Genomic DNA, 22796 nt, shown 5'->3' on the forward strand with positions numbered 1-22796 from the left:
TCGTGTATAGAAATGCCAAAAGGCCGCGGGGATCGCTCCCCGCGGCAGGGTTTTACGCAATTAACAGTTGATGATTTGCCAGCAGCGTCGCCAGATCCGTCTGCACGCCGTTCAGCGTCACCAGAGTGGTTGGCGAGAACTGGCCGCCGGTACCGTCCAGGTCAACCTGGATCTCGGTATTGCTGCCGTTTTGCACCACGCGGATGTAATCGGTGATATTGCCCGCGCTACTGTCCAGCGTCGCCACGCCGTTCACATAGCTCGCTGAGCCCGTGCCGGTATAGCCGCTGTCTGAGAGCAGATCGCGCAGGTCAATACGGTCCGTGTCCGCCGTCCCTTCCCAGGTGCCCACGGTAAAGCCGTTCACCACATCGTGACCGTTACCGCCCGTGGCATCCGACGCGTTGATCAGCTTGTAGAGCAACGTATCGTGACCGCCGCTGCCGATGTTGAAGGTGTCATTCCCGCCGCGGCCTTCGAACCGGTTATCAGCGCTGTTGCCGGTGATAACATCGTCGAAGTCCGAACCGTTAATGCCTTCAATATTCAACAGCCGTGTGGTACCAAAGCCAGTGTCCTGTGCGGTTGAAAGGCGCAGGTCAACGGTCACGCCGGAGGTCGCATTGCGGTAATCCACCACGTCCATCCCACCGGTGTTGCTCCAGGTGTCGTAGTCGGAATGGGTATTCCAGCCGCCGGAGCCGTTGTAGGTATAGGTGCCATCTTCTGCAATGAAGGTGTCGTTATACCCGGTCCCGGTGATTGTCCCGCTGTGGCCGCCGGTCGCCGCTTCGGCCGTCAGGACGTAGCCCTCTTTGCCGTTGCCCGCGTCCAGACCGCTCCACGTGACGTTATCCGACACACCGTTGGTGATCTTCACAATCTCTGCCGAGTAGGTTTCATTCGGATCCAGACCGTAGAAGCTCACCAGCGCAGAGGTATCGTTCGACCCGATACCGGACTGGGCGTTGATGATCTGCGAGGCCACCAGCACGCCAGCGGCGTTATACAGGTTGACCGTGTTGCCGTAGTAAGCGTTGATACCCTCGCTATCGACAATGTGCAGATGCATCGCGGTGCCGTCCGCAATGGTTTTGCTGTTCTGAACCAGCACCACCTTGCCGTTCTGCTGAGACACCAGCAGATCCTTCGCGCCGTCCCAGTTGTAGTCCACCGCGGCCACGCCGGTAGCGTAGGCGATACCGGACGCCAGCTGGCTGGAGGTCCAGGTGGAACCGTACCCGTTGTTGGTGAACAGGGTCGCCGTTTGTGACGCGCCGTAGGTGCTGAGCTTGATGATGTCCATCTGCCCGTCGCCGTTCCAGTCCACCGCCACCGACAGATACCCCGCCGACGCGTTAGAGGCTTCCACCGCGCTCTTGGTGGTTGAGAGCTTCCCGGTGCCGTCGTTGTAGTAGATCACCCCGCCGTTGTTGTTGTAGCTGCTGCCCAGGTACAGATCCATGTAGCCATCGCCGTTGAAGTCTGCCCACGTCATGGACGCCGCCGTGGTGGTGTTCGCGGCGTTGACCACAAACACGTTGGTCAGGTTCTGGCCGATAGAGAGCGTGCCGTTGCCGTTGTTGTTGATTACGGTTAACGAGTACGCGCCGCTGCGGTTGGTGTGCTGAACAATATCCACCGTACCGTCGTTGTTCAGGTCAACGCCGGAGATTTCACGCATGGTGGTGAATTGTCCCCAGAAACCTGCGCCGCCGTTGGTGCCGTCCGGCGACAGTACCCCGTTGTTGTTGATCAGGTACGTAATGGAGTCTGCACCCGCATCGCCGTAGGCCAGATCCAGATAACCATCACCGGTTTTGTCGTACGCAATCACGCCGCCGTACCAGATGGTGGTGCCCATTCCCAGCTGGCTGGCGTTATAGGTGCTACCATCGTAGGTCCACATCACCTGCGTGGATCCCGCGTAGGTGTTCTCCGTGGCGAAAATGTCCTGCGTGCCGTTACGGTCAAAGTCAGCGGCGGTCTGGCTCACCACGTAGTAATTACGGGTGTTGGTCAGCGTATTTCCGGCATAGGTCGAGCTATCGCTGCTGGAGTAAGACTGGCCGTTCGCAATGATATTCCACAGACCGCTGCTGTTCATGCCAAGGGTCATGGTGGAGTTGTTGCTGTTCCCCGCCGTGGTTGCCCAGTCGGTATTCACCGTGGTGGTGTCAATCACCAGGCTGCCGGTGGTCGTCCCGGTGGTATTGCCGTTACCCGCGCTGCTCTTCACCTGCGCCGTCACGCTGTAGCTCGCGACGTTCAGTGCATCGCTGTCCGGGATCTGCAGATACCAGGTGTTGTGATCCGGATCGACCACCACCGCACCGCCCGTCTGGGAGGTGTAGATTTTCCCGTTCACCGTCACCACCAGATACTCACCGTTCACCAGATCGGCAGAGACGGTCCCGCTGACGATCGGCGTGGTATCCGACGTGGTCTGCGCGGTAATCGCTGCCGTGGTGGTCGGTATGCTGGTATCCACGCTCAGCACAAAGCCGTCCGATTCCGTATAGTTACCGGCCTTGTCGGTGACACGCACAATGTAGGTGTGATTGCCATCGCTCAGGCCGTTATCCTGGAAGGACCAGCTTGCGCTGCCGTTCATGGTCACCTGGCCGAGCAAGACGCCATCGCGGTAAAGCTGGACGATCTCGCCGTCGTCCGGGGCGCGGTTGAGCGTCCCGTTGATCACCGGTGAGTTATCGTCAGTGGCGACCGAGCTGCCAAAGGTGCCCGTACGTTCCCCTTCAACGTCGGTATAGCTCACGACCGTTCCCACCGTGTCTGGCGACGTGGTATCCACCGTCACCACCTGCGACGCGGTAGATCCCACGTTGCCCGCCTGGTCGATGATCCGCACCTGGTAGGTGTAATCGCCGTCCGCCAGATCGCGGGTATCGGTGTAGCTCCAGCGCTGGTTGGTGACCGTGGCGTCAGACCAGGTATTCCCGCCGTCGAGGCTTATCTGCACGCGCTCGTCGTTTGCCAGCGCGTTGCCCAGCGAGCCGTTAATGGTCAGCGTGGTGTCCATAGTGATGAAATCACTCCCGGACTGACCGGTATCTTCGCTGATGCTGTCGATGGTGATGCCATACTGCGGCGCCTGAGTATCCACCGTCACCGCCTGCGAGGTGGTTGCCCCGACGTTACCCGCCTGGTCAATCACCCGCACCTGGTAGTTATGGCTACCGTCGGTCAGGGTACGCGTATCGCTGTAGCTCCACTGGGTCCCGCTCACGGTGGCATACACCCAGGTGGTGCCGCCATCCATGCTCACCTGAACGAACTCACCCGCCCCCAGCTCTGCGCCAAGCGTGCCGTGCAGCGTGTACGAGGTCGAACTGGTCAGGAAGTCATTGTTGTCAAACCCGGTGTCGACGGTAATGTTATCCACGGTCACCGTAATCGCCGCATCCGGGGCGACCGTATCAACGGTCACCTGCTGATGAGCGCTGGCCCCCACGTTGCCCGCCGCATCCACCACGCGAACGTAGTAGTCATAGGTCTGGTTCCCGAGCGTGCGGCTGTCGACGTAGTACCAGCTGTTGCCGGTCACAATCACGTTCTGCCAGGTGACGCCGCCGTCGATGCTGATCTGGGCATACTCGCCGTCAGCCAGCGTCGCGCCGAGCGAGCCGTGCAGCGTCAGGGACGTATCGTTGGTGATAAAGTCGCTGCTGCTCAGGCCGGTATCGTCGCTGATGCGGTCGATGGCGATGGTTTTGCTGGCGTCCGGCGCGACGGTATCAATCGTCACTACCTGGCTGGTGGTGGCGCTGATATTCCCCGCGTCGTCAATCACGCGCAGCTTGTAGTTGTAATCTCCGTCGGCCAGCGTACGGCCATCGACATACGTCCAGCTCAGCCCGCTGACGCTGACGTCGGTCCAGGTCAGACCGCCGTCGAGGCTGATCTGCGCGTGGTCACCGCTGCCCAGCGCCGCGCCGAGCGTCCCTTTCAGGCTGATCTGGTTGTCGCTGGTGATGAAGTCACTGTCGGACAGGCCGGTATCCTGGGAAACGGAATCCACGGTAATGGTCGTTGCCGCCGGTTTCGTCAGATCAATGACCACGTCCTGGCTGTCCGTTGACCCCACGTTGCCCGCGTTATCAATCACCCGCACCTGATACTGATAGGTCCCGTCGGTCAGGGTGCGGCCGTCCGTATAACGCCATGTGGTGCCGGTCACGGTCAGGTCAATCCAGGTTGCCCCACCGTCGAGGCTGATCTGCGCCTTCTCGTTATTGCCGAGCTGCGCGGTCAGCGAGCCGTTGACCACGACCTGAGCGTCGTTGGTGATGAAATCACTCGCGCTCAGGCCAGTGTCGTTTTGCAGAGAATCAATGCTGATGCCCATCGACGGCGCGGTGAGATCCACGGTGACGCTGTGGTTATCGCTGCCGCTGTTGCCGATGGTGTTGCTGACCTGCGCGTTAATGACGTACGAACCGCCGTCCGCCAGCGCGGTCACGTCTGCGCTTCCGACCGTATAGCGCCAGGTACCGTCATTCTGAACGGTCGCCGTGTAGGTTTTACCGTTCAGCGTGATGGTCACCGTCTGGCCCGCAGGCGCGTCGGTGGTGCCGCTGATGACCAGCGGCGTGCCGTGTTCGGCGGCGCTGACAATGTCATCTTCCGCAAAGGTGTTGATAGTGATAGTTGGGACATCACCGTTCAGCGTTACGTCGTGCGTTGCGCTGCCAGGGTTACCTGCTTTATCACTCACCGTGGCGGTAATCGCGTACTGCCCGTCACTCAGGCCGAGGAAGTCACGGCCCGGCACGAAGACCGACCACGATCCGTCTGCCCCGACGGTGGCCTGATAGCTGTGCCCGTTGAAGGAGACGGTCACCGTCTGGCCCTGTTCCGCCGTGGTGGTACCGCTGATGGTCTGGCCCGCCAGCTGCTCGGCATTGTTAACGATGTCGTCATCGGCCACGGTGCTGATGGTCACGGTCGGCGCGACGGTATCCACCGTTAAGGTGTGCGTCGTCTGACCGCTGTTCCCGGCTTTGTCGTTGACCGAGGCGGTCACCGTCAGCGCCCCCTGGCTCAGCGCGGCCAGATCCGCCGCGGGTACGTCCAGCGTCCAGGTGCCGTCGTTGGCCACGGTAGCGGTATAGGTTTTGCCGCCCAGCGTCACGGTAACGGTCTGGCCGGCCTCGGCGCTGGAGGCACCGTGAACCGTCAGCGGCTGCTGCGCTTCTGCCGCGTTCAGCACATCGTCACCCGACAACGTCGCAATGCTTACCACCGGCGCGGTGGTATCTACGCTGATGTCGTGCGTTGCCGAGGCGCTGTTACCCGCGCTGTCCTGCGCCGAAACAGACACCTGATAGCGCGCGCCATCGGCCAGTGCGCCTACGTCGGCGGCCGGGACGGTAGTCGTCCAGGTGCCGTCGCTCTGAATCGTGGCGGTGTAGGTCTTGCCGTTCAGGGTCACGGTCACCTGCGTACCGCTGGCAAACTGGGCGCTGGAGCCATTAATCACCAGCGCGTTACCCGCTTCTGCCGCGTTGATAACGTCATCGCCGCTGAGGGTATTTACCGTCAACGCCACGGAGGCGGTGTTGACCACCACGTCGTGCGTCTGGGTGCTGCTGTTGCCCGCGCTGTCGGTAATGGTTGCGCTCAGCGTCACTGTGCCGTCGCTCAGCGCGGAAATCACGCTGGCCGGCACGCCCACGCTCCAGTTGCCGCTGGCGTCAACGGTGGTGGTGTACTGGTTCGAACCCAGCGTAATGACCACTTTATCCCCGACGTTCGCGCCGGTTGCCGTGCCGCTGACGATCTGCGCCTGTCCGTGTTCCACGCTGTTGATCACGTCATCGCCCGCCACAACGTTAACGCTGACGGTCGGTGGCGTGGTATCAAGCGTAATCGCTTTACCCGCGCTGCCCGGGTTACCCGCCGCGTCGCTCACGCTGACCTGCACGGTATAGCCGTTATCCGCCAGTGCGGAGAGATCGGTGCCCGGCACGTTGACGCTCCAGATACCGCCCTGCTGCACCTGCGCGGTGTAGCTCTTACCGCCCAACGTCACGGTAACCGTCTGCCCGGCTTCCGCGGTGGTGGTACCGGAGATGGCCACGCCTGCGGACGCTTCGCTGGCGTTGATCACGTTATCGCCCGCGACCGTATCAATGGTGACGGCTGGCGCGGTGGCATCCACGCTGTACTCGCGGCCCGCAGAGGCGCTGTTGCCGTTCACGTTAGTCACGCTCACCTGCACGCTGGCATCGCCGTCTTTGAGGCCCGCCAGATCTGCGGAAGGCACGGTAGCCGTCCAGTTGCCGTCGGCATCCACTTTCGCGGTGTACGTCTTCCCGGCGAAGGTGATGGTAACGGTCTGGTTTTCCTCAACGTTCGACGTACTACCTGAAAGCACCAGATCCGCGCCTTTCTCCGCCGCGTTAATCACGTCGTCGGTAGCAATCGCATCAATGCTGATGGCGACCGCGGCCAGATCCACGTTCACATCGTGGCTGATGGAGACCGGGTTACCCGCGGTGCTTTGGCCTGCCACGTTAACGGTGACCGTGCCTGCTGCCAGCGCACCCACGTCTGCCGCCGGGATTGCCGCGCTCCAGGTACCGTCTGCCAGCACGGAGGCGGCATACGTTTTGCCGTTGACGGTCACGGTAAGCGTGGTTCCCACCGCCAGCCCGTCGCTGGAACCGGTGACGATCAGGTTCTGACCGTGTTCGATGCTGTTGATCACGTCGTCACCCGCGACGGTATCAACGCGCAGGCCCGGCAGACTGGCGTCTATAGCGATTTCGCGCTCGCCCGCCCCGGTATTGCCGTGGCCGTTGGTCACGGTCGCTGACACCGTCAAATCGCCGTTGCCCAGCGCCGTCAGAACAGACTCCGGCACGCTCACGGACCAGGTCAGATCGTTCTGCACCGTCGCGGTGTAGCTGTTACCGCCAAGGGTCACGGTGACGATATTACCCGCCTCCGCGTTCGTCACGCTGCCGCTGATGGTCTGGCCTGAAGCCACTTCCGCCGCGTTAATGACGTTATCGCCCGCCACGGTGTTGATGGTGACGGTCGGCAGCGCGGTATCCACCAGCAGGTTCGCGGTGTTGCTGACGCTGTTGCCCACGCCGTTGGTCGCCGTCGCGCTCAGGGTGTAATTGGCCTGACCGAGACCCGCCAGATCTGCCGCCGGAACCGTCAGGCTCCAGCTGCCGTCCGCCGCCGTGGTGGCGGTGTACTGCTTGCCGTTCAGGGTCACGGTGACCACGGTGCCTTCTGCCAGGTTGGCGCTGGTGCCGCTGACGCTCAGGTCCTGGCCTTTCTCCACCGCGTTCAGCACGTTGTCGCCGCTGAGGGTGTTGAAGCCGACCGACGGCAGGCCGGTATCGACGGCCACGTTATGGCTGCCGGTGCCGGTATTGCCTGCGGAATCGGTGACTGACGCTGTGACGGTTACGGTGCCGTCGCTGAGGCCGGAAATCACGCTCGCCGGTACGCCCACGCTCCAGTTGCCCGCCGCGTCCAGCACGGTGGTGTACGTCTGGCCGCCGAGGGTGACGGTGACCTTATCGCCCGCAGCCGCCCCGGTGGCGGAACCGCTGATAATCTGCGCCTGAGAATGCTCCGCGATGTTAATCACGTCGTCGCCCGCCACGGTGTTGATGGTGACCGCTGGCACGGTGATATCTACCGTCAGGTTATGATCAACGGAAGCAGGGTTACCCGCTTTGTCGCTCACGGACGCGGTCACGGTCACGCTGCCGTCGCCGAGCGCCGCAACATCCGCCGCCGGAACGTTCAGCGTCCAGCTCCCGTCCGCGCTGACGGTTGCGGTGTAGTCTTTACCATTCAGCGACACGGTGACCGTCTGGCCCGCTTCGGCGGTGCTGGTGCCGGACACGGTCAGGTCACTCTTCGCTTCGGCCGCATTGAGAATGTCGTCACCCGCGATCGTGTTGATGGTCACGGACGGCGCGGTGGCGTCCACGCTGTACTCGCGGCCCGCCGAGGCGCTGTTGCCGTTCACGTTAGTGACGCTCACCTGCACGCTGGCGTCGCCGTCCTTAAGGTGTGCCAGATCCGCGGACGGTATGGTATACGTCCAGTTACCGCTGTCATCAACGGTAGTGGTGTAGATCTTGCCGTTCAGGCTGATGGTCACGGTCTGCCCGGCTTCCACGTTAGTGGTCGCACCGGACAGCACCAGATCTGCCCCTTTCTCCGCCGCATTGATCACGTCGTCGGTGGCGATGGCGTTGATGCTGATGGCAACGGTCGACAGATCCACCGTCACGTCGTGGCTGATGCTAATCGTGTTACCCGCCGCGCTGTCGCCGGTGACGCTGATTTTCACGCTGCCTTCCGGCCACGCGCTCACGTCGGCAGACGGGATCGCCGCGCTCCAGGTGCCGTCCGCCAGCACCGTAGCCGTATAATCTTTGCCGTTAACGGTGACGGTCAGCGCCGTGCCCGCCGCCAGTCCGTCGCTGGATCCAGTGACGATCAGGTTTTGCGCATGTTCGATGCTGTTGACCACGTCGTCGCCCGCGACGGTATCGACGCGCAGGCCCGGCAGGTTAGCGTCTATAACGATTTCGCGTTCGCCGGAACCGGTGTTGCCGTGGCCGTTGGTCACGGTCGCCGTCACGCTCAGGCTGCCGTTGCCCAGCGCGGTCAGCACGTCAGACGGTACGTTTACGGACCAGCTCAAATCGTTCTGTACCGTCGCGGTGTAGGTATTGCCGCCAAGGGTGATGGTCACGGTGTTACCCGCTTCGGCATTCGCCACGGTACCGCTCAGGGTTTGCCCGGCCGCCACTTCCGCCGCGTTAATAACGTTATCGCCCGCCACGGTGTTGATGGTGACGGTCGGCAGCGCAGTATCCACCAGCAGGTTCGCGGTGTTGCTGACGCTGTTGCCCACGCCGTTGGTCGCCGTCGCGCTCAGGGTGTAGTTGGCCTGACCGAGACCCGCCAGATCTGCCGCCGGAACGGTCAGGCTCCAGCTGCCGTCCGCCGCCGTGGTGGCGGTGTACTGCTTGCCGTTCAGGGTCACGGTGACCACGGTGCCTTCTGCCAGGTTGGCGCTGGTGCCGCCGACGCTCAGGTCCTGGCCTTTCTCCACCGCGTTCAGCACGTTGTCGCCGCTGAGGGTGTTGAAGCCGACCGACGGCAGGCCGGTATCGACGGCCACGTTATGGCTGCCGGTGCCGGTATTGCCTGCGGCATCGGTGACTGACGCCGTGACGGTTACGGTGCCGTCGCTGAGGCCGGAAATCACGCTCGCCGGTACGCCCACGCTCCAGTTGCCCGCCGCGTCCAGCACGGTGGTGTACGTCTGGCCGCCGAGGGTAACGGTGACCTTATCGCCCGCTGCCGCCCCGGTGGCGGAACCGCTGATAATCTGCGCCTGAGCGTGCTCCGCGATGTTAATCACGTCGTCGCCCGCCACGGTGTTGATGGTGACCGCTGGCACGGTGATATCTACCGTCAGGTTATGATCAACAGAAGCAGGGTTACCCGCTTTGTCGCTCACGCTCGCGGTCACGGTCACGCTGCCGTCGCCGAGCGCCGCAACATCCGCCGCCGGAACGTTCAGCGTCCAGCTCCCGTCCGCGCTGACGGTTGCGGTATAGTCTTTACCGTTCAGCGACACGGTGACCGTCTGGCCCGCTTCGGCGGTGCTGGTGCCGGACACGATCAGGTCACTCTTCGCTTCGGCCGCATTGAGAATGTCGTCACCCGCGATCGTGTTGATGGTCACGGACGGCGCAGTGGCGTCCACGCTGTACTCGCGGCCCGCCGACGCGCTGTTGCCGTTCACGTTAGTGACGCTCACCTGTACGCTGGCGTCGCCGTCTTTCAGACCTGCCAGATCGCCCGCTGGCACCGTGGCGGTCCATTTACCCTCAGCATCCACCGTGGCGGTATAATTCTTGCCGCCAAAGGTAATGGTGACGGTCTGGTTTGCTTCCACGTTCGAGGTGGTGCCGGAGAGCTCCAGATCCGCGCCCTTCTCGGCCGCGTTAATCACATCGTCTGAAGCGATGGCGTCAATGCTGATGGCAACGGTCGCCAGATCCACCGTCACATCGTGATTAATGGAAACCGGATTACCCGCACCGTTCTGGCCTGCCACGGTAACGGTCACCGTGCCTGCCGCCAGGGCACCCACGTCCGCCGCCGGGATCGCCGCACTCCAGGTGCCGTCAGCCAGGACAGTCGCCGGGTAGGTTTTATTGTTCACGGTGACGGTCAGCGCCGTGCCCGCCGTCAGCCCGTCGCTTGTACCCGTAATAATCAGGTTTTGATTATGTTCGATGCTGTTAATCACATCGTCGCCCGCGACGGTATCGACGCGCAGCCCAGGCAGGTTAGCGTCGATAGTGATATCGCGCTCAGCGGAGCCGCTGTTACCCACGCCGTTGGTTACGCTGGCAGATACGGTCAACTCGCCGTTGCCCAGCGCTGTCAGTTCGGCTTGCGTCACGTTAACGGACCAGGTGAGATCGCTCTGGACCGTCGCGGTATACGTTTTGCCTCCGAGAGTCACGGTAACCGTGTTGCCTGCTTCGGCATTGACTACCGAGCCGCTGATGCTCTGGCCTGCCGCCAGTTCAGCCGCGTTAATGACGTCATCGCCCGCCACGGTGTTGATAATGACACCCGGCAGAACGGACTCGACATTCACGGTATGAGAGGTACTGGTGCTGTTGCCAACGCCGTCCGTTGCTGACGCGGTAACGGTGTAAAGCGCTTCACCCAGCTGACCGACCTGATCCGCCGGAACCGTGGTCGTCCATTTACCGTTAGCGTCCACCGTTGCGCCGTACGCTTTGCCGTTGAGCATCACGGTCACCGCCGCGCCTGCCGCCAGGCCGGAAGCCGTACCGGAGATCGTCAGATCCTGGGTTTTCTCTGAACTGTTGATCACATCGTCACCGGAAACGGTGTCAATGGTCAGCACCGGCGCGCTCAGGTTTACCTCCACGCTGTGTGTGGTGCTGTTACTGTTGCCCGCTTTATCGGTCAGCGCCGCGGTGATGGTGTAATCTCCTGCGGTCAACGCGGTCACATCCGCCGCCGGGACGCCCACGCTCCAGTTGCCGGAGGCATCCAGAGTGGCTGTGTATGATTTGTTGTTGATCGTCACGGTGACCACATCACCCGCCGCCGCGCCGGTCACAGAACCGGTGACAATCAGCGCCTGCGCATGTTCGGCGCTGTTGATCACATCGTCGTCGGATACGGTGTGGATGGTCAGCTGTGGAATGGTGGTATCAACCAGCACGTCGCGATCGGCAGAGGCCGGGTTGCCCGCTTTATCCGCGACGGCGGCGCTGACGGTGTAGTTACCGTCAGCAATCGCGCCCAGATCCGCAGACGGCACGGTTACGCTCCAGCTGCCGTTTGCCGCTACGGTGGTGGTGTAGTCTTTACCGTTCAGCGTGACCGTCACCGTCTGGCCCGCTTCGGCGTTGGTCACGCCATTAATGACCAGATCCTGCTGCGCTTCGGCCGCATTGATGATGTTGTTGTCGCTGATGATTTCAATAGACACCGTCGGCGCCGTCGCGTCCACGCTGTACTCACGGCCAGCCGACGCGCTGTTGCCGTTCACGTTGGTCACGCTCACCTGTACGCTGGCGTCGCCGTCTTTCAGGCTGCCCAAATCGGCAGACGGTACGGTGGTCGTCCAGTTGCCGCTGGCATCGACCGTCGCGGTGTACGACTTGCCGCCGAAGGTGATGGTGACGGTCTGGTTAGCTTCCACATTGGTGGTGGAACCGGACAGGACCAGGTCCGCGCCTTTTTCCGTCGCGTTAATCACGTCGTCGGTGGCAATCGGGTTAATGCTGATGGCGACTGCGGCCAAATCTACCTTCACGTCGTGGCTGATGGTGACCGGCGTGCCCGCCGTGCTCTGGCCGTTAACCGTTACGGTGACCGTGCCTGCGCCCAGCGCGCTAACGTCTGCCGCCGGGATCGCCGCCGCCCAGGTGCCGTCTGCCAGCACGGTTGCCGCGTAGGTTTTTCCGTTGACGGTTACCGTGAGTGCCGAACCGGCTGCCAGGCCATCGCTTGACCCGGTGATAATCAGGTTTTGCGCATGTTCGATGCTGTTAATCACATCGTCGCCCGCGACGGTATCGACGCGCAGGCCCGGCAGGCTGGCATCAATGGTGATGTCGCGCTCGCCGGTGCCGGTGTTGCCGTGGCCGTTGGTGACGCTGGCGGACACCGTCAGATCGCCGTTACCGATGGCGGTTAAGACCGTGGACGGCACGTTGACCGACCAGCTCAGGTCGTCCTGTACCGTGGCGGTGTAGATGTTGCCACCGATGGAAATAGTGACAGTGTCACCGCTCACTGCCCCGCTCACTTTCCCGCTCAGGATCTGGCCTGCGGCGACCTCTGCCGCATTAATCACATCATCCGTGGCGACAGGATTAATGGTTACCACCGGGAGCGCGCTGTCGACCACAACGCTGTGGCTGGTACTCGCGCTGTTGCCTGCCGCGTCGGTCACGTTTGCCGTCACGGCGTAGCTCGCTTCGCCCAGCGCCGAGACGTTTGCCGCCGGTACGGTGACGCTCCAGTTGCCGCTGGCGTCCGTGATGGCGGTGTAACTGATGCCGTTCAGGGTCACCGTAATGGTGGTGCCGTCCGGCTGGTTACTGCTGCCGGAAACCAGCAGATCCTGGCCTTTTTCGGCCGCGTTGATCACGTCGTCAACCGCCAGGGTATTGATGGCAATCACCGGCGCGGTCAGGGAGACCTCAACGTCATGCGTTGCGGTGGTGCTGTTACCCGCTTTATCGGTGAGTGTCGCCGCAATCGTCTGGTTGCCGTTCACCAGCGCGCCCACGTCCGTTGCCGGAACGCCCACGCTCCAGCTCCCGGACGCATCCAGCATTGCGGTGTAGTCTTTCCCGTTCAGGGTCACCGTGATGACATCGCCCGCCTGCGCGCCCGTCACCTTACCGGAGACGATCAGCGCCTGACCGTGCTCAGCAATGTTCACGATGTCATCGCCCGCGACGATGTTGAAGCTAATCTGTGGCACGGTGGTATCCACCAGAACGGAGGCATCCGCGCTTGTCGGGTTGCCGGCTTTATCGGAAACCGATGCCGTGACCGTGGCGTTACCGTCGCTGATGCCTGCCAGATCCGCCGCCGGCACGTTGAGTGTCCAGCTGCCGTCCGCCTGCACCTGCGCGGTGTACTGCTTGCCGTTGAATGAGACCGTCACCGTCTGGCCGGCTTCGGCCGTGGTGGAGCCGCTCAGGGTCAAATCCTGCCCCGCCTCAGCCGCGTTGAGCATATTGTCATTGCTGATGGTGTTGATGCTGACCGTTGGCGCAGTGGTATCGACGCTGAATTCCTGCGCGGACGATGCCGCGTTGCCGTTCGCGTTGGTGACGTTAACCTGCACGCTGGCGTCGCCGTCTTTCAGGCCGCTCAGATCGGCTGCCGGTACGGTATACGTCCAGTCGCCGTTGGCATCCACGGTCGTGGTCCAGGTTTTACCCGCAAAGGTAATGGTCACGGTCTGACCCGCTTCCACATTGGAGGTGGTGCCGGAAAGCAGCAGATCCTGACCTTTTTCCGCCGCGTTGAGCACGTTATCGTCGGTCACGCTGCTGATAGTGATGGCGACAGGCGCGAGATCGACATCCACAACGGTGCCAATAGTCACCGGGTTGCCGGAGGTATCCTGTGCGCTTGCCTTGATATCGAGCGCACCCTCCGCCCACTGCGACACATCCGCGGCCAGGATCGCCGCCTTCCAGGTGCCGTCCGCCAGCACGGTGGCGAAATAGTTGCTGCCGTTAATGGTTACCGTGACGGTGCTGCCCGCGACCAGATCGGTGCTGGAGCCGGACACAATCAGGTTTTGACCGTGTTCGATGATGTTAATCACGTCATCGCCCGCCACGGTGTCAATACGCAGTCCAGGAAGCTGGGCGTCGATGGTGAAGTCCAGAGAGGATGAGCCGGTATTACCGTGGGCGTTGGTGACGCTGGCTGACAGCGTCAAATCGCCATTGCCGAGCGCGGTTAACTGGCTCTCGCTTAACGGCAGGCTCCAGGTGAGATCGTCCTGCACGGTGGCCGTGTATGTCTGGCCGCCAAGGATAATCGTGACAGTGTCACCTGGCGCCGCGTGAGTCACTTTACCGGTCAGGGTTTGCCCTGCCGCAACCTCCGCTGCGTTAACGATATTATCGCCCGCCAGGGTATTGATCGTCACAACCGGCAGCGAACTGTCCACCAGCACATCGTGACTTGCAGAGGCGCTGTTGCCCACGCTGTCGGTCACGTTCGCCGTCACGGTGTAATGCGCTTCGCCCAGCGCACCTACTGCCGTCGCCGGTACGATGACGCTCCAGTTACCGCTGGCATCGGCAATAGCCGTGTAGTCGATGCCGTTCAGGGTGACGGTGATACGGGTTCCTTCCGGCTGGTTGCTGGTACCAGAGAGTTGCAGATCCTGACCTTTCTCGGTCGCATTGATCACGTCATCTGCTGCCAGGGTATTAATACCGATGACCGGCGTCACGGTATTCACCACCACATCCAGCGAACTGCTTCCGGTATTACCGGACCTGTCGGTCACGGAGACGTCGATGGTCCAGGTACCGTCGGCCAGCCCCTGCACCACGGACGCTGGCAGACCGAGGCTCCAGTTGCCCGCCGCATCCACCACGGTGGTGTAATCCACATTGTTGATGGTGATGGTCACCCGGTCGCCCGCTGCCGCGCCGGTCACGGAGCCGCTCAGGATCTGCGCCTGAGAATGGGCAAGCTGGTTAATGGTGTTGGTGGCGGTGACAAAGTCGTTGATGGTCACCTGCGGCACGGTTGCGTCTACCAGACCGACGCGATCGGCGCTGCTGGTGTTACCCGCCACGTCGCTCACGCTGGCCGTCACGGTCACGATACCGTCGGCCAGAGCGCCAACGTCAGCCGCCGGAACGCTCAACTGCCAGGTACCGTCCGTCTGGACCGTGGTCTGGTACGTTTTGCCGTTCAGCGTCACGGTGACCGTCTGGCCCGATTCTGCCGTGCTGCTGCCGCTTAAGACTAAATCCTGCTGCGCTTCGGCCGCATTAATGATGTTATCTGCGGTCAGGTTATCGAGGGTAATCGCTGGCGGCAGGGTATCCACCGTGACCACGCGCGACGCGTCGGCAGTGTTACCGTTGATGTTGGTGACGCTGACGCTCACCTGTGCGCGACCGTCGATCAGCGTGTCCATCGCGCTGGCCGGTACGGTCAGGCTCCAGGAGCCATCCTGCTGCACCTGGGCGGTGAAGGTCTGGTCGGCGAATTTCACCACCACGGTCTGCCCCGCTTCCACGCCCTGCGTCTGGCCGGACAGGGTTAAATCGCTGCCTTTTTCTGTCGCGTTGAGCATGTCATCGCTGGAGACGGTATCAATGGTGACCGCCACGGCGTTGAGGTCGAGTTCAATCGGGTGTTCTGCCGAAACGGTGTTGTTCCAGGCATCTTTCGCGCTGACGTTGACCGTCACCTCGCCCGCCGTCCAGGCCTGAAGATCCGCCGCCGGAACGCCAATCTGCCAGTTGCCGCTGGCGTTAACCGCGGTGACGTACTCGACGTTATTGATGGTAACGACAATCTGTGTGCCCGCAGCCAGATGGGTGCTGGCACCGGTGACGGTCAGATCGTGCTGCTGTTCGATGGCGTTGATCACGTCATCGCCGGAAATGGTGTTCACGCGCAGACCCGGCAGCTGAGCGTTGATGTTGATATCACGCTCGCCGGTGCCGGTATTACCGTGCCCGTTGGTTACCGATGCGGTGAAGGTTAAATCACCATCGCCGAACGCCTGAAGATCCGCCGACGGAATGGTGACGCTCCAGGTGAGATCGCTGCCTACCGTGGCGCTGTAGCTCTTACCGCCCACGGTAACAGACACCGTATCGCCTGCCGCCGCGCCGGTAACGCGACCGCTGAGGGTTTGATCCACGCCCGCTTCGGCGTTATTGACCAGGTTGTCGCCTGCAAAGGTGTTGATAATGACCTGCGGCAGCACGGTATCCACCAGCAGATTCGCTTCGGCAGAACCGCTGTTGCCCACGCTGTCGGTGCCGCTAACGGTAACGGTGTAAAGCGTGTTCGCCAGATTCAACACGTCGGAAACCGGCACCTGGATGGACCAGATACCGTTTTCGACGGTGGCCGGATAATTCACGTTATTCAGCGTGACGGTGATGGCGCTGCCGTCAGGCAGATTGCTGGTGCCGGACAGGCTCAGCGGCTGCATCGCCTCCTGGGCATTCAGCACGTTATCCTGGCTGATGGCGTCAATCGTGAATTCCGGCGGGTTGCCGCTCAGCGTGATGCCGTGCGTGGCGCTGCTGGTGTTGCCTGCCGCATTGGTCACGGACACCGAAAGGGTGTGGTGGCCTTCTCCCAGCGCACCCACAACGGACGCCGGGACGCCTACGCTCCAGCTGCCGTCTGCCAGCACCACGCCGGTGAAGGTCTTACCGCCCACGGTCACGGTCACCACATCGCCTGCGGCGGCACCGCTCGCCTGGCCGGAGATAATCTGTGCCTGGCCCTGCTCGCTGGTATTGAGAATATCATCGCCCGCCACGGTGTGAATGGTAATGACCGGCGCCGCAGTATGAACCGAGAAATCTGCCGTCGCTGATGTACCGTTACCCGCTTTGTCACTGACGTTCACCGTCAGGGTGTGGTTGCCCTCACTGAGAGCCTGCACCTCGCTGGCGGCAAGTGTGACGGACCAGGTGCCATCGCTGCCCACCGTGGCGTTATAGTTTTTGCCGTTCAGCGTTACCGTCACAATTTGTCCGGCTTCCGCGTTGGTTTTACCGGTCAGCGTCAGCGGCTGGTTGTGCTCGGCGGCATTGATGATATTGTCCTGCGCGAGCGTATCGACAGAGAGCGTTGGCGCAGCGGTTTCCACGCCAATCGTCTGGCTTCCGCTCACGGTATTCCCCGCCGCGTCTTTGCCGCTCACGTTGACCGTCCAGGTGCCATCGCCCAGCGCCTGCGCGTCTGCCGCTGGCACTTTTACGCTCCACGCGCCGTTGGCCCCCACTTCCGCCGTGTAGGTTTTACCGTTCAGCGTCACGGAAACGTCGGTTCCCTTCGCCAGATGCTGGCTGCTGCCGGACAGCGTAAAACCGGCAGACTGCTCGCTGGCGTTTATCACGTTGTCACCCGCCGTTGTCGCCAGCGTAATGGAGGCCTCGGTCGTGGAGACGGTTACCGTGATGCTGCCTGCAGAGGTGGTTTTGCTGCCGTCGATCTGCACGACCGACCACGTATGCTCTCCGTCAGACTGGGTCGGGAGTTTTACCGTCCAGGTGCCGTCTTTACCCACCATCGCGCTGGCAATGGTGCTTCCGCTGCTGTCTTTGATCTGAATGGTCGCGCCCGGTTGGCCGCTACCGCTAAAGGTCGGGGTGTTATCGTCAGTGATCGCGTTCGCGCTCAGCACACCCTGCTTGTCACCCACCTTGTCCGACAGCAAAAAGGTCGGCGTGGCACTTTCCACTTCTTTGGTGTTATCAATGACTTTCGTTTTCGTTTCGCCGTCACCGCCGTTGGCCAGCAGCGCCCCGATGGCGCCACCGCCCAGGGCAGCACCCGCAATCCAGCCCCACGGCGCATCGCTCAGGACACTTTCCTGCTCAAGGAAAGGTTCAATGCTGCTAATGGGTGTGGCCTGGGCGGTTAACTCAGTGACAGCAGCGCCAGACGCTTCCCCGGCATCGGCAAAAGAAATATGCGTCAGTTCCTGATGATCGTTGAATACCAGTTCTGACTGATGATGGGTTTCAGGATCTTCGACAAAATAGTTATTACAGCGAATAACGCTGCCATCTTTCATATAAATGAGAAGGTCTTTACCCTGGCGGACATAACGCACCACATCCTGAGCTGAGCCCTGGATTTCAATCACACTCGGCGATGAAATGGATACCGAGAGATTTCCGTCTCCGGTTAATTTCGTTTTTTCTGCCGTTTTGCGAATGATGACATCAACAACCTTTACGTTACTCATATTCTTCTCCTTGCAGGTGTGCGGATTCCTGTGGATATGTCCACCAGATGGATGTAGCTATCCCTGGGAAAAAACACCCATTATTTTCAGTCTTATTTTGCGCAGCTATGCGCGTCTGTTTTTAACTCAAATCGGGTAATTTTGCGGCAGCGTTTTTCTCTATTCCAATAAGCGACATTAAATTATCAACCGCGGAAGCATAATTAATTGCCGAACTCCACCCATCATACTCAGCGATTATTTTTGCCGACGTGGCCTGCCAGACATCCTGCTCAACGCTGAGCAAATCATTAATACTCCGCTTGCTCAGGGTGTATTCATTTTTATAAACATCACGGGCACGCAGTGCATTTTCCAGCTGCAGCTTACCGGCTTCCATTCTTCCCCGTGCACCGGTCCAGTCAGCCTGCGCAACGGAGGCTTTTTGCAGAACATCGAAGCGCGCCTGATCAACCATAGAAGAGGCCATAGCCCGTGCGCCTTCTGCCTGACGCACACGTGCGGAGACCGCGCCGCCCTGATAAAGCGGTGCATCAATATTGAGCTGGATCTGGTCGTCCCAGTAAGAACGGTTGTCCGACTCATAACGGGTACGCCCCCCTTCAGGCTTAAGGTCGGCCAGTGCTGGGACTTCGCCGTTTCCACGCCGTACTGGGCCGAACGCTCCCGGTTCTGCGCCGCTAACACAGTGGGTATCAAGGAATAATCAATACGGTTAAGCGAATCAGGCTCAACGGCGAGGTTCGCAGGCACGGGCGAATAAGCGTCAGCCTGCATCCCGGTTAAGACCGCAAGCCTTGCGCGGGCGCTGTTTAAGGCGGCGTTATACTGCGCGACCGTTGCCTGCATGCCAGCAATACGCGTGCGGGTCTGCAGTTCATCGGAAGTGGAGCTCACCCCTGCATCCGCACGCAGTTTTGCCAGTTGCTCAACATTTTTAAGCGCCTGAACGTTGTCCTTTGCCGCCTGGAGCAGATCGGAATAGCGTTTAACTTCCACGTAGCTGAGTGCCGTTTTCTCCGCCACATCAGAGAGCGTACTCATCAGCTGGTAGCGGTAACTATCGCGCTGGGCGGAAGACTGGCTGATGCTGTTATTGGTTTTCCCGAAATCGTACAGCAGCTGGGTCAGGCTAATCCCCCAGGCCGCAGAATTCTTCAGCGATCCGCTGGAATCGGTGGTCTGGCTATGCCCCGTGCTCCCGTTCAACGCGATTTGTGGCATCCAGCCGCTACGCGCTTCATCTATTTGCGCCTGACCAATACCTAATTGCGCGGCCTGCTGACTAATTAAGGGATCGCGATCGATAGCAAAAAGAATACTTTCTTTTAAGGTCGTCTTTGCCACTGCGGCAATCCCTGCCTGGTGACTATTGGCATAAGCCGTATTTATGGCGAATGAAATTAATGCCAGTGCTGTTGTAAATCGGCGTAACATAGGCTTTCGCAATATCGTCATTTTTATCTCCCTGACTCTGAGCCAAACTCAGGCAATTACCCAAAAAGAGGTATAGATAATTAGACAAATATCTTCTTTAGCGTCCTCACTGAATTTCAGGTAAAACTCCCCCATACCCATTTCCATTGGAAGTGAGAAAGTCCGTCGTCTTATTTCAATTAAGAATTTACTTATTTCTTAAACTGATTTGCAGCATAACAAAATGTGGTATAGGCCACTACACCCACAATGTTAATGTGGTGTTACAAATAAGAAAAAAGATGGGGTTTCTGGACAAAACCACAAAAATGGCATTTCAAATGAAACATATAAACCCTCTGTTATTTAAGGAAAATTCCTAATCTACTCTCTGTACATTTTTGCGTTAATTTCCAGGAGCGTCAGACACAAAGATTTTCAAAGAAGTGTCAATTTAAGTTATTACCCACCTCACGCCAAAATAAAAATCCATTAAAAAACTAAAGTAAGAGATTAATCGCCATTATAAATCTTATTTACAGAGCTTTATTCCATATAATGGTATTATAATGGTTACATAACCCAAATCATTAAATAAAACATAACAATAACACTGTGGTTAACATTCAAAACGGCTTAATGATATCTGCTTAATACAAATGTAATAATCACCTACCGGAATGACTGCACCTCCCGACCGCTTACCCATTCCCCTGCTTCCCTCTGCGCAAAAATGCTGTATTATGCGAATTATTGCGACATTTTGCAGGAGTGCAGCCATGCACAAGACCGCACGTCAACGTTATGTCCTTGATATTTTGAGCGATCAAGGTCAGGCCAGCATTACTGAGCTGGCAGAAAAGCTGCAGGTTTCAGCAGATACCATCCGTCGGGATCTCACCGACCTGGAAAATCAGGGGCTGGCCCAGAAGAACCACGGTGGCGCTATCGCCCTTAATCTTTCCGCCATGAATCGTCAGGGCCGCAACACGCTGCTGCCTGAAACCAAGCAACGCCTGGGGAAACAGGTCGCGCAGGCGGTTCCAGCCGGTTCCACCCTCTTTCTGGATGCCGGAAGCACGGTGATGGCCGTCGCGACCTTTCTTCAGGGGCCTCACACCGTGATCACCACTTCGCTGGACATCGCCCAGCATTTTAGCGACCGGGAAAACATTGATCTGATCCTGCTCGGCGGGAAATGGGACCCGAAACAGCGCCTGTTTGCCGGAAGCGCCACGTTGTCGTTGCTCTCCCGCTATCGGGCAGATATCGCCATTCTTGGGGCGTGCGCCATTCATGCCGAACTCGGTCTGAGTGCCGGTAAAGAGGCCGATGCTGAGGTGAAACGTGCGATGCTCGCCGCAAGCCATGAACACTGGATCGTGGCCGACCATCTGAAAGTTAACCGCTGTGAACCGTATCTGGTTTCGGGGTTATCCGACATTCATCAACTCTTTTTAGATCGTCCCTGGCCTGAGCTTGGGGACCCTGGCGCATTACAGGTCACCGTATGCGCGCAATAACGTGGAGAAGGTCATGAGTAAAGTTCAAACAATCAACATTGCGCTGATCGGGTATGGATTTGTGGGTAAAACCTTCCATGCTCCGCTGATCCAGTCCGTGGACGGGCTTAGGCTGGCGGTGGTCTCTTCCCGTGATGAAGAGAAGGTAAAACGCGATCTTCCGGATGTGCTTGTGGTCGCGACACCGGAAGAGGCTATTCAGCATCCTGATATCGACGTGGTGGTGATTGCCTCGCCTAACGCCACTCACGCCCCGCTGGCTACGCTGGCCCTCAACGCCGGGAAACATGTCGTCGTGGATAAGCCTTTTACCCTCGACATGAAGGAAGCCCGCGACCTGATCGCGCTGGCGGATGAAAAACAGCTCCTGCTCTCTGTTTTTCATAACCGCCGCTGGGACAGCGATTTCCTCGGCATTAAACAGATTATTGCGCAAGGCACGCTCGGCAAGGTCAAGCACCTGGAGTCGCATATTGATCGCTTCCGTCCGGAAGTCCGCGTGCGCTGGCGCGAGCAGAACGTTCCCGGTAGCGGTCTGTGGTTTGACCTGGGGCCGCACCTGATCGACCAGACGCTACAGCTGTTTGGCCTGCCTGAGTCGGTTCAGGGGAATATCGCGACGCTGCGCGAGGGTGCGGAGATCGACGACTGGGCGCATGTGGTTTTAAATTACCCGGCGCACAAGGTTATTCTGCACGCCAGCATGCTGGTCGCTGGCGGGACGGCGCGCTTTACCGTTCACGGGGATAAAGGCAGCGTGGTGAAGGCCAGAATCGATCAGCAGGAAGCACAACTGCTTGCGGGTGTGATCCCCGGCAGCGAAACCTGGGGAGAAGACAGCGACAGCATGGTGTTCTTCGGGGCAGACGGTGCAACGCAGACCGTTGCCACACCGAAAGGCGACCAGCGCCAGTATTACATCCACATGCGTGATGCGCTGCGCGGGGAAATCCCCCATCCTGTTCACCCTGTCGAGGCGTTAGCGGTCATGGCTGTGCTGGAAGCGGCGGTGAAATCATCAGAGACCGGGACAACGCAGACGCTGGCGTTAACGGCTGAAGAGCGTGCTCTGCTGCGTTAAAAAACAAGCCGGGTGGCGCTGCGCTTACCCGGCCTACGAGTTTGAGCCGTTTGTAGGCCCGTGCAAGCGAAGCGCCGCCGGGCGAAAAGACTACTGACGCTTTTTCGGCATCATGCGCAGCAGCGTATTGTCTTTCCAGAAATAGTGATGCATTAGCGCCGCCGCCGCGTGCAGACCAATCAAGAAATAGCCGAGATTGGCGAGCGTCTCGTGCCACTCCTTCAGCATATCCACCAGATCAAAATTCCCTTCCGCCGCATGCGGCATCAGCAGGCCAAAGGCAAACCAGTCGTTTCCGCGGTTATACATCATCACAATGCCAATCAGCGGCAGCGCAATAAACAGCAGATAGACGATGAGATGCCCAAGGTGCGACATACCGGTGATCATCGCTTTGGGTTTCGGCTGAATAGGCGGTGCGGGATATTTAAGGCGGATGAGCAATCTCGCCACCATCAGCACCAGCACCGAGATCCCGCAGGAGACGTGGATCATGTTTATCACCGGGCGATCGGTACGCGGGAAAAAGCCTCTAAACTCCATCGCGCAGTAGGCGACGACAACTAACAAAAACACCAGCCAGTGAATCGCAATCTGCAGGCTTGAATATTTAGTACGCATGGGATTTCCTGAAAAAAAACAGTCACTGCGCCAACATAATCTCCTTTCCTTAAAAATTCATTAACTTTTCTGTATGACTTTTCAGTCACTTCCCTGC

4 protein-coding genes and 1 pseudogene are annotated in these 22796 nt (G+C 59.7%); 2 read left to right on the forward strand and 3 right to left on the reverse strand.

Annotation, left to right across the window (positions count from 1 at the left end):
- Window positions 1-52: 52 nt before the first annotated feature.
- Complete coding sequence (locus tag ACOTXR_RS03125; protein ID WP_421766980.1) at window positions 53-18058, reverse strand: Ig-like domain-containing protein; 18006 nt, start codon at window positions 18056-18058, stop codon at window positions 53-55.
- A 121-nt stretch (window positions 18059-18179) separates the two neighbouring features.
- Window positions 18180-19516, reverse strand: a pseudogene (locus tag ACOTXR_RS03130) (TolC family outer membrane protein).
- Between the two features lie 737 nt (window positions 19517-20253).
- Between ACOTXR_RS03130 and ACOTXR_RS03135 the strand changes: the two are divergent.
- Together ACOTXR_RS03135 and ACOTXR_RS03140 are read left to right on the forward strand one after the other, a co-directional pair.
- Window positions 20254-20997: a DeoR/GlpR family DNA-binding transcription regulator gene (locus ACOTXR_RS03135; protein ID WP_058690011.1), complete on the forward strand. Its 744-nt coding sequence runs from the start codon at window positions 20254-20256 to the stop codon at window positions 20995-20997.
- 13 nt (window positions 20998-21010) lie between these two features.
- Window positions 21011-22078 carry an oxidoreductase gene (locus ACOTXR_RS03140; protein ID WP_058690010.1) on the forward strand — a complete coding sequence of 356 codons (1068 nt, stop codon included), beginning with the start codon at window positions 21011-21013 and terminating at the stop codon, window positions 22076-22078.
- Window positions 22079-22168: 90 nt separating this feature from the next.
- Here ACOTXR_RS03140 and cybB read toward each other — a convergent pair whose 3' ends face one another.
- A complete protein-coding gene (gene cybB / locus ACOTXR_RS03145; RefSeq protein ID WP_014883764.1) occupies window positions 22169-22699 on the reverse strand; it encodes a cytochrome b561 in 531 nt (176 codons plus the stop codon).
- Window positions 22700-22796: the final 97 nt, after the last annotated feature.

Source organism: Enterobacter cloacae complex sp. IR53030 (assembly GCF_049238365.1).
Lineage (GTDB): Bacteria > Pseudomonadota > Gammaproteobacteria > Enterobacterales > Enterobacteriaceae > Enterobacter > Enterobacter kobei.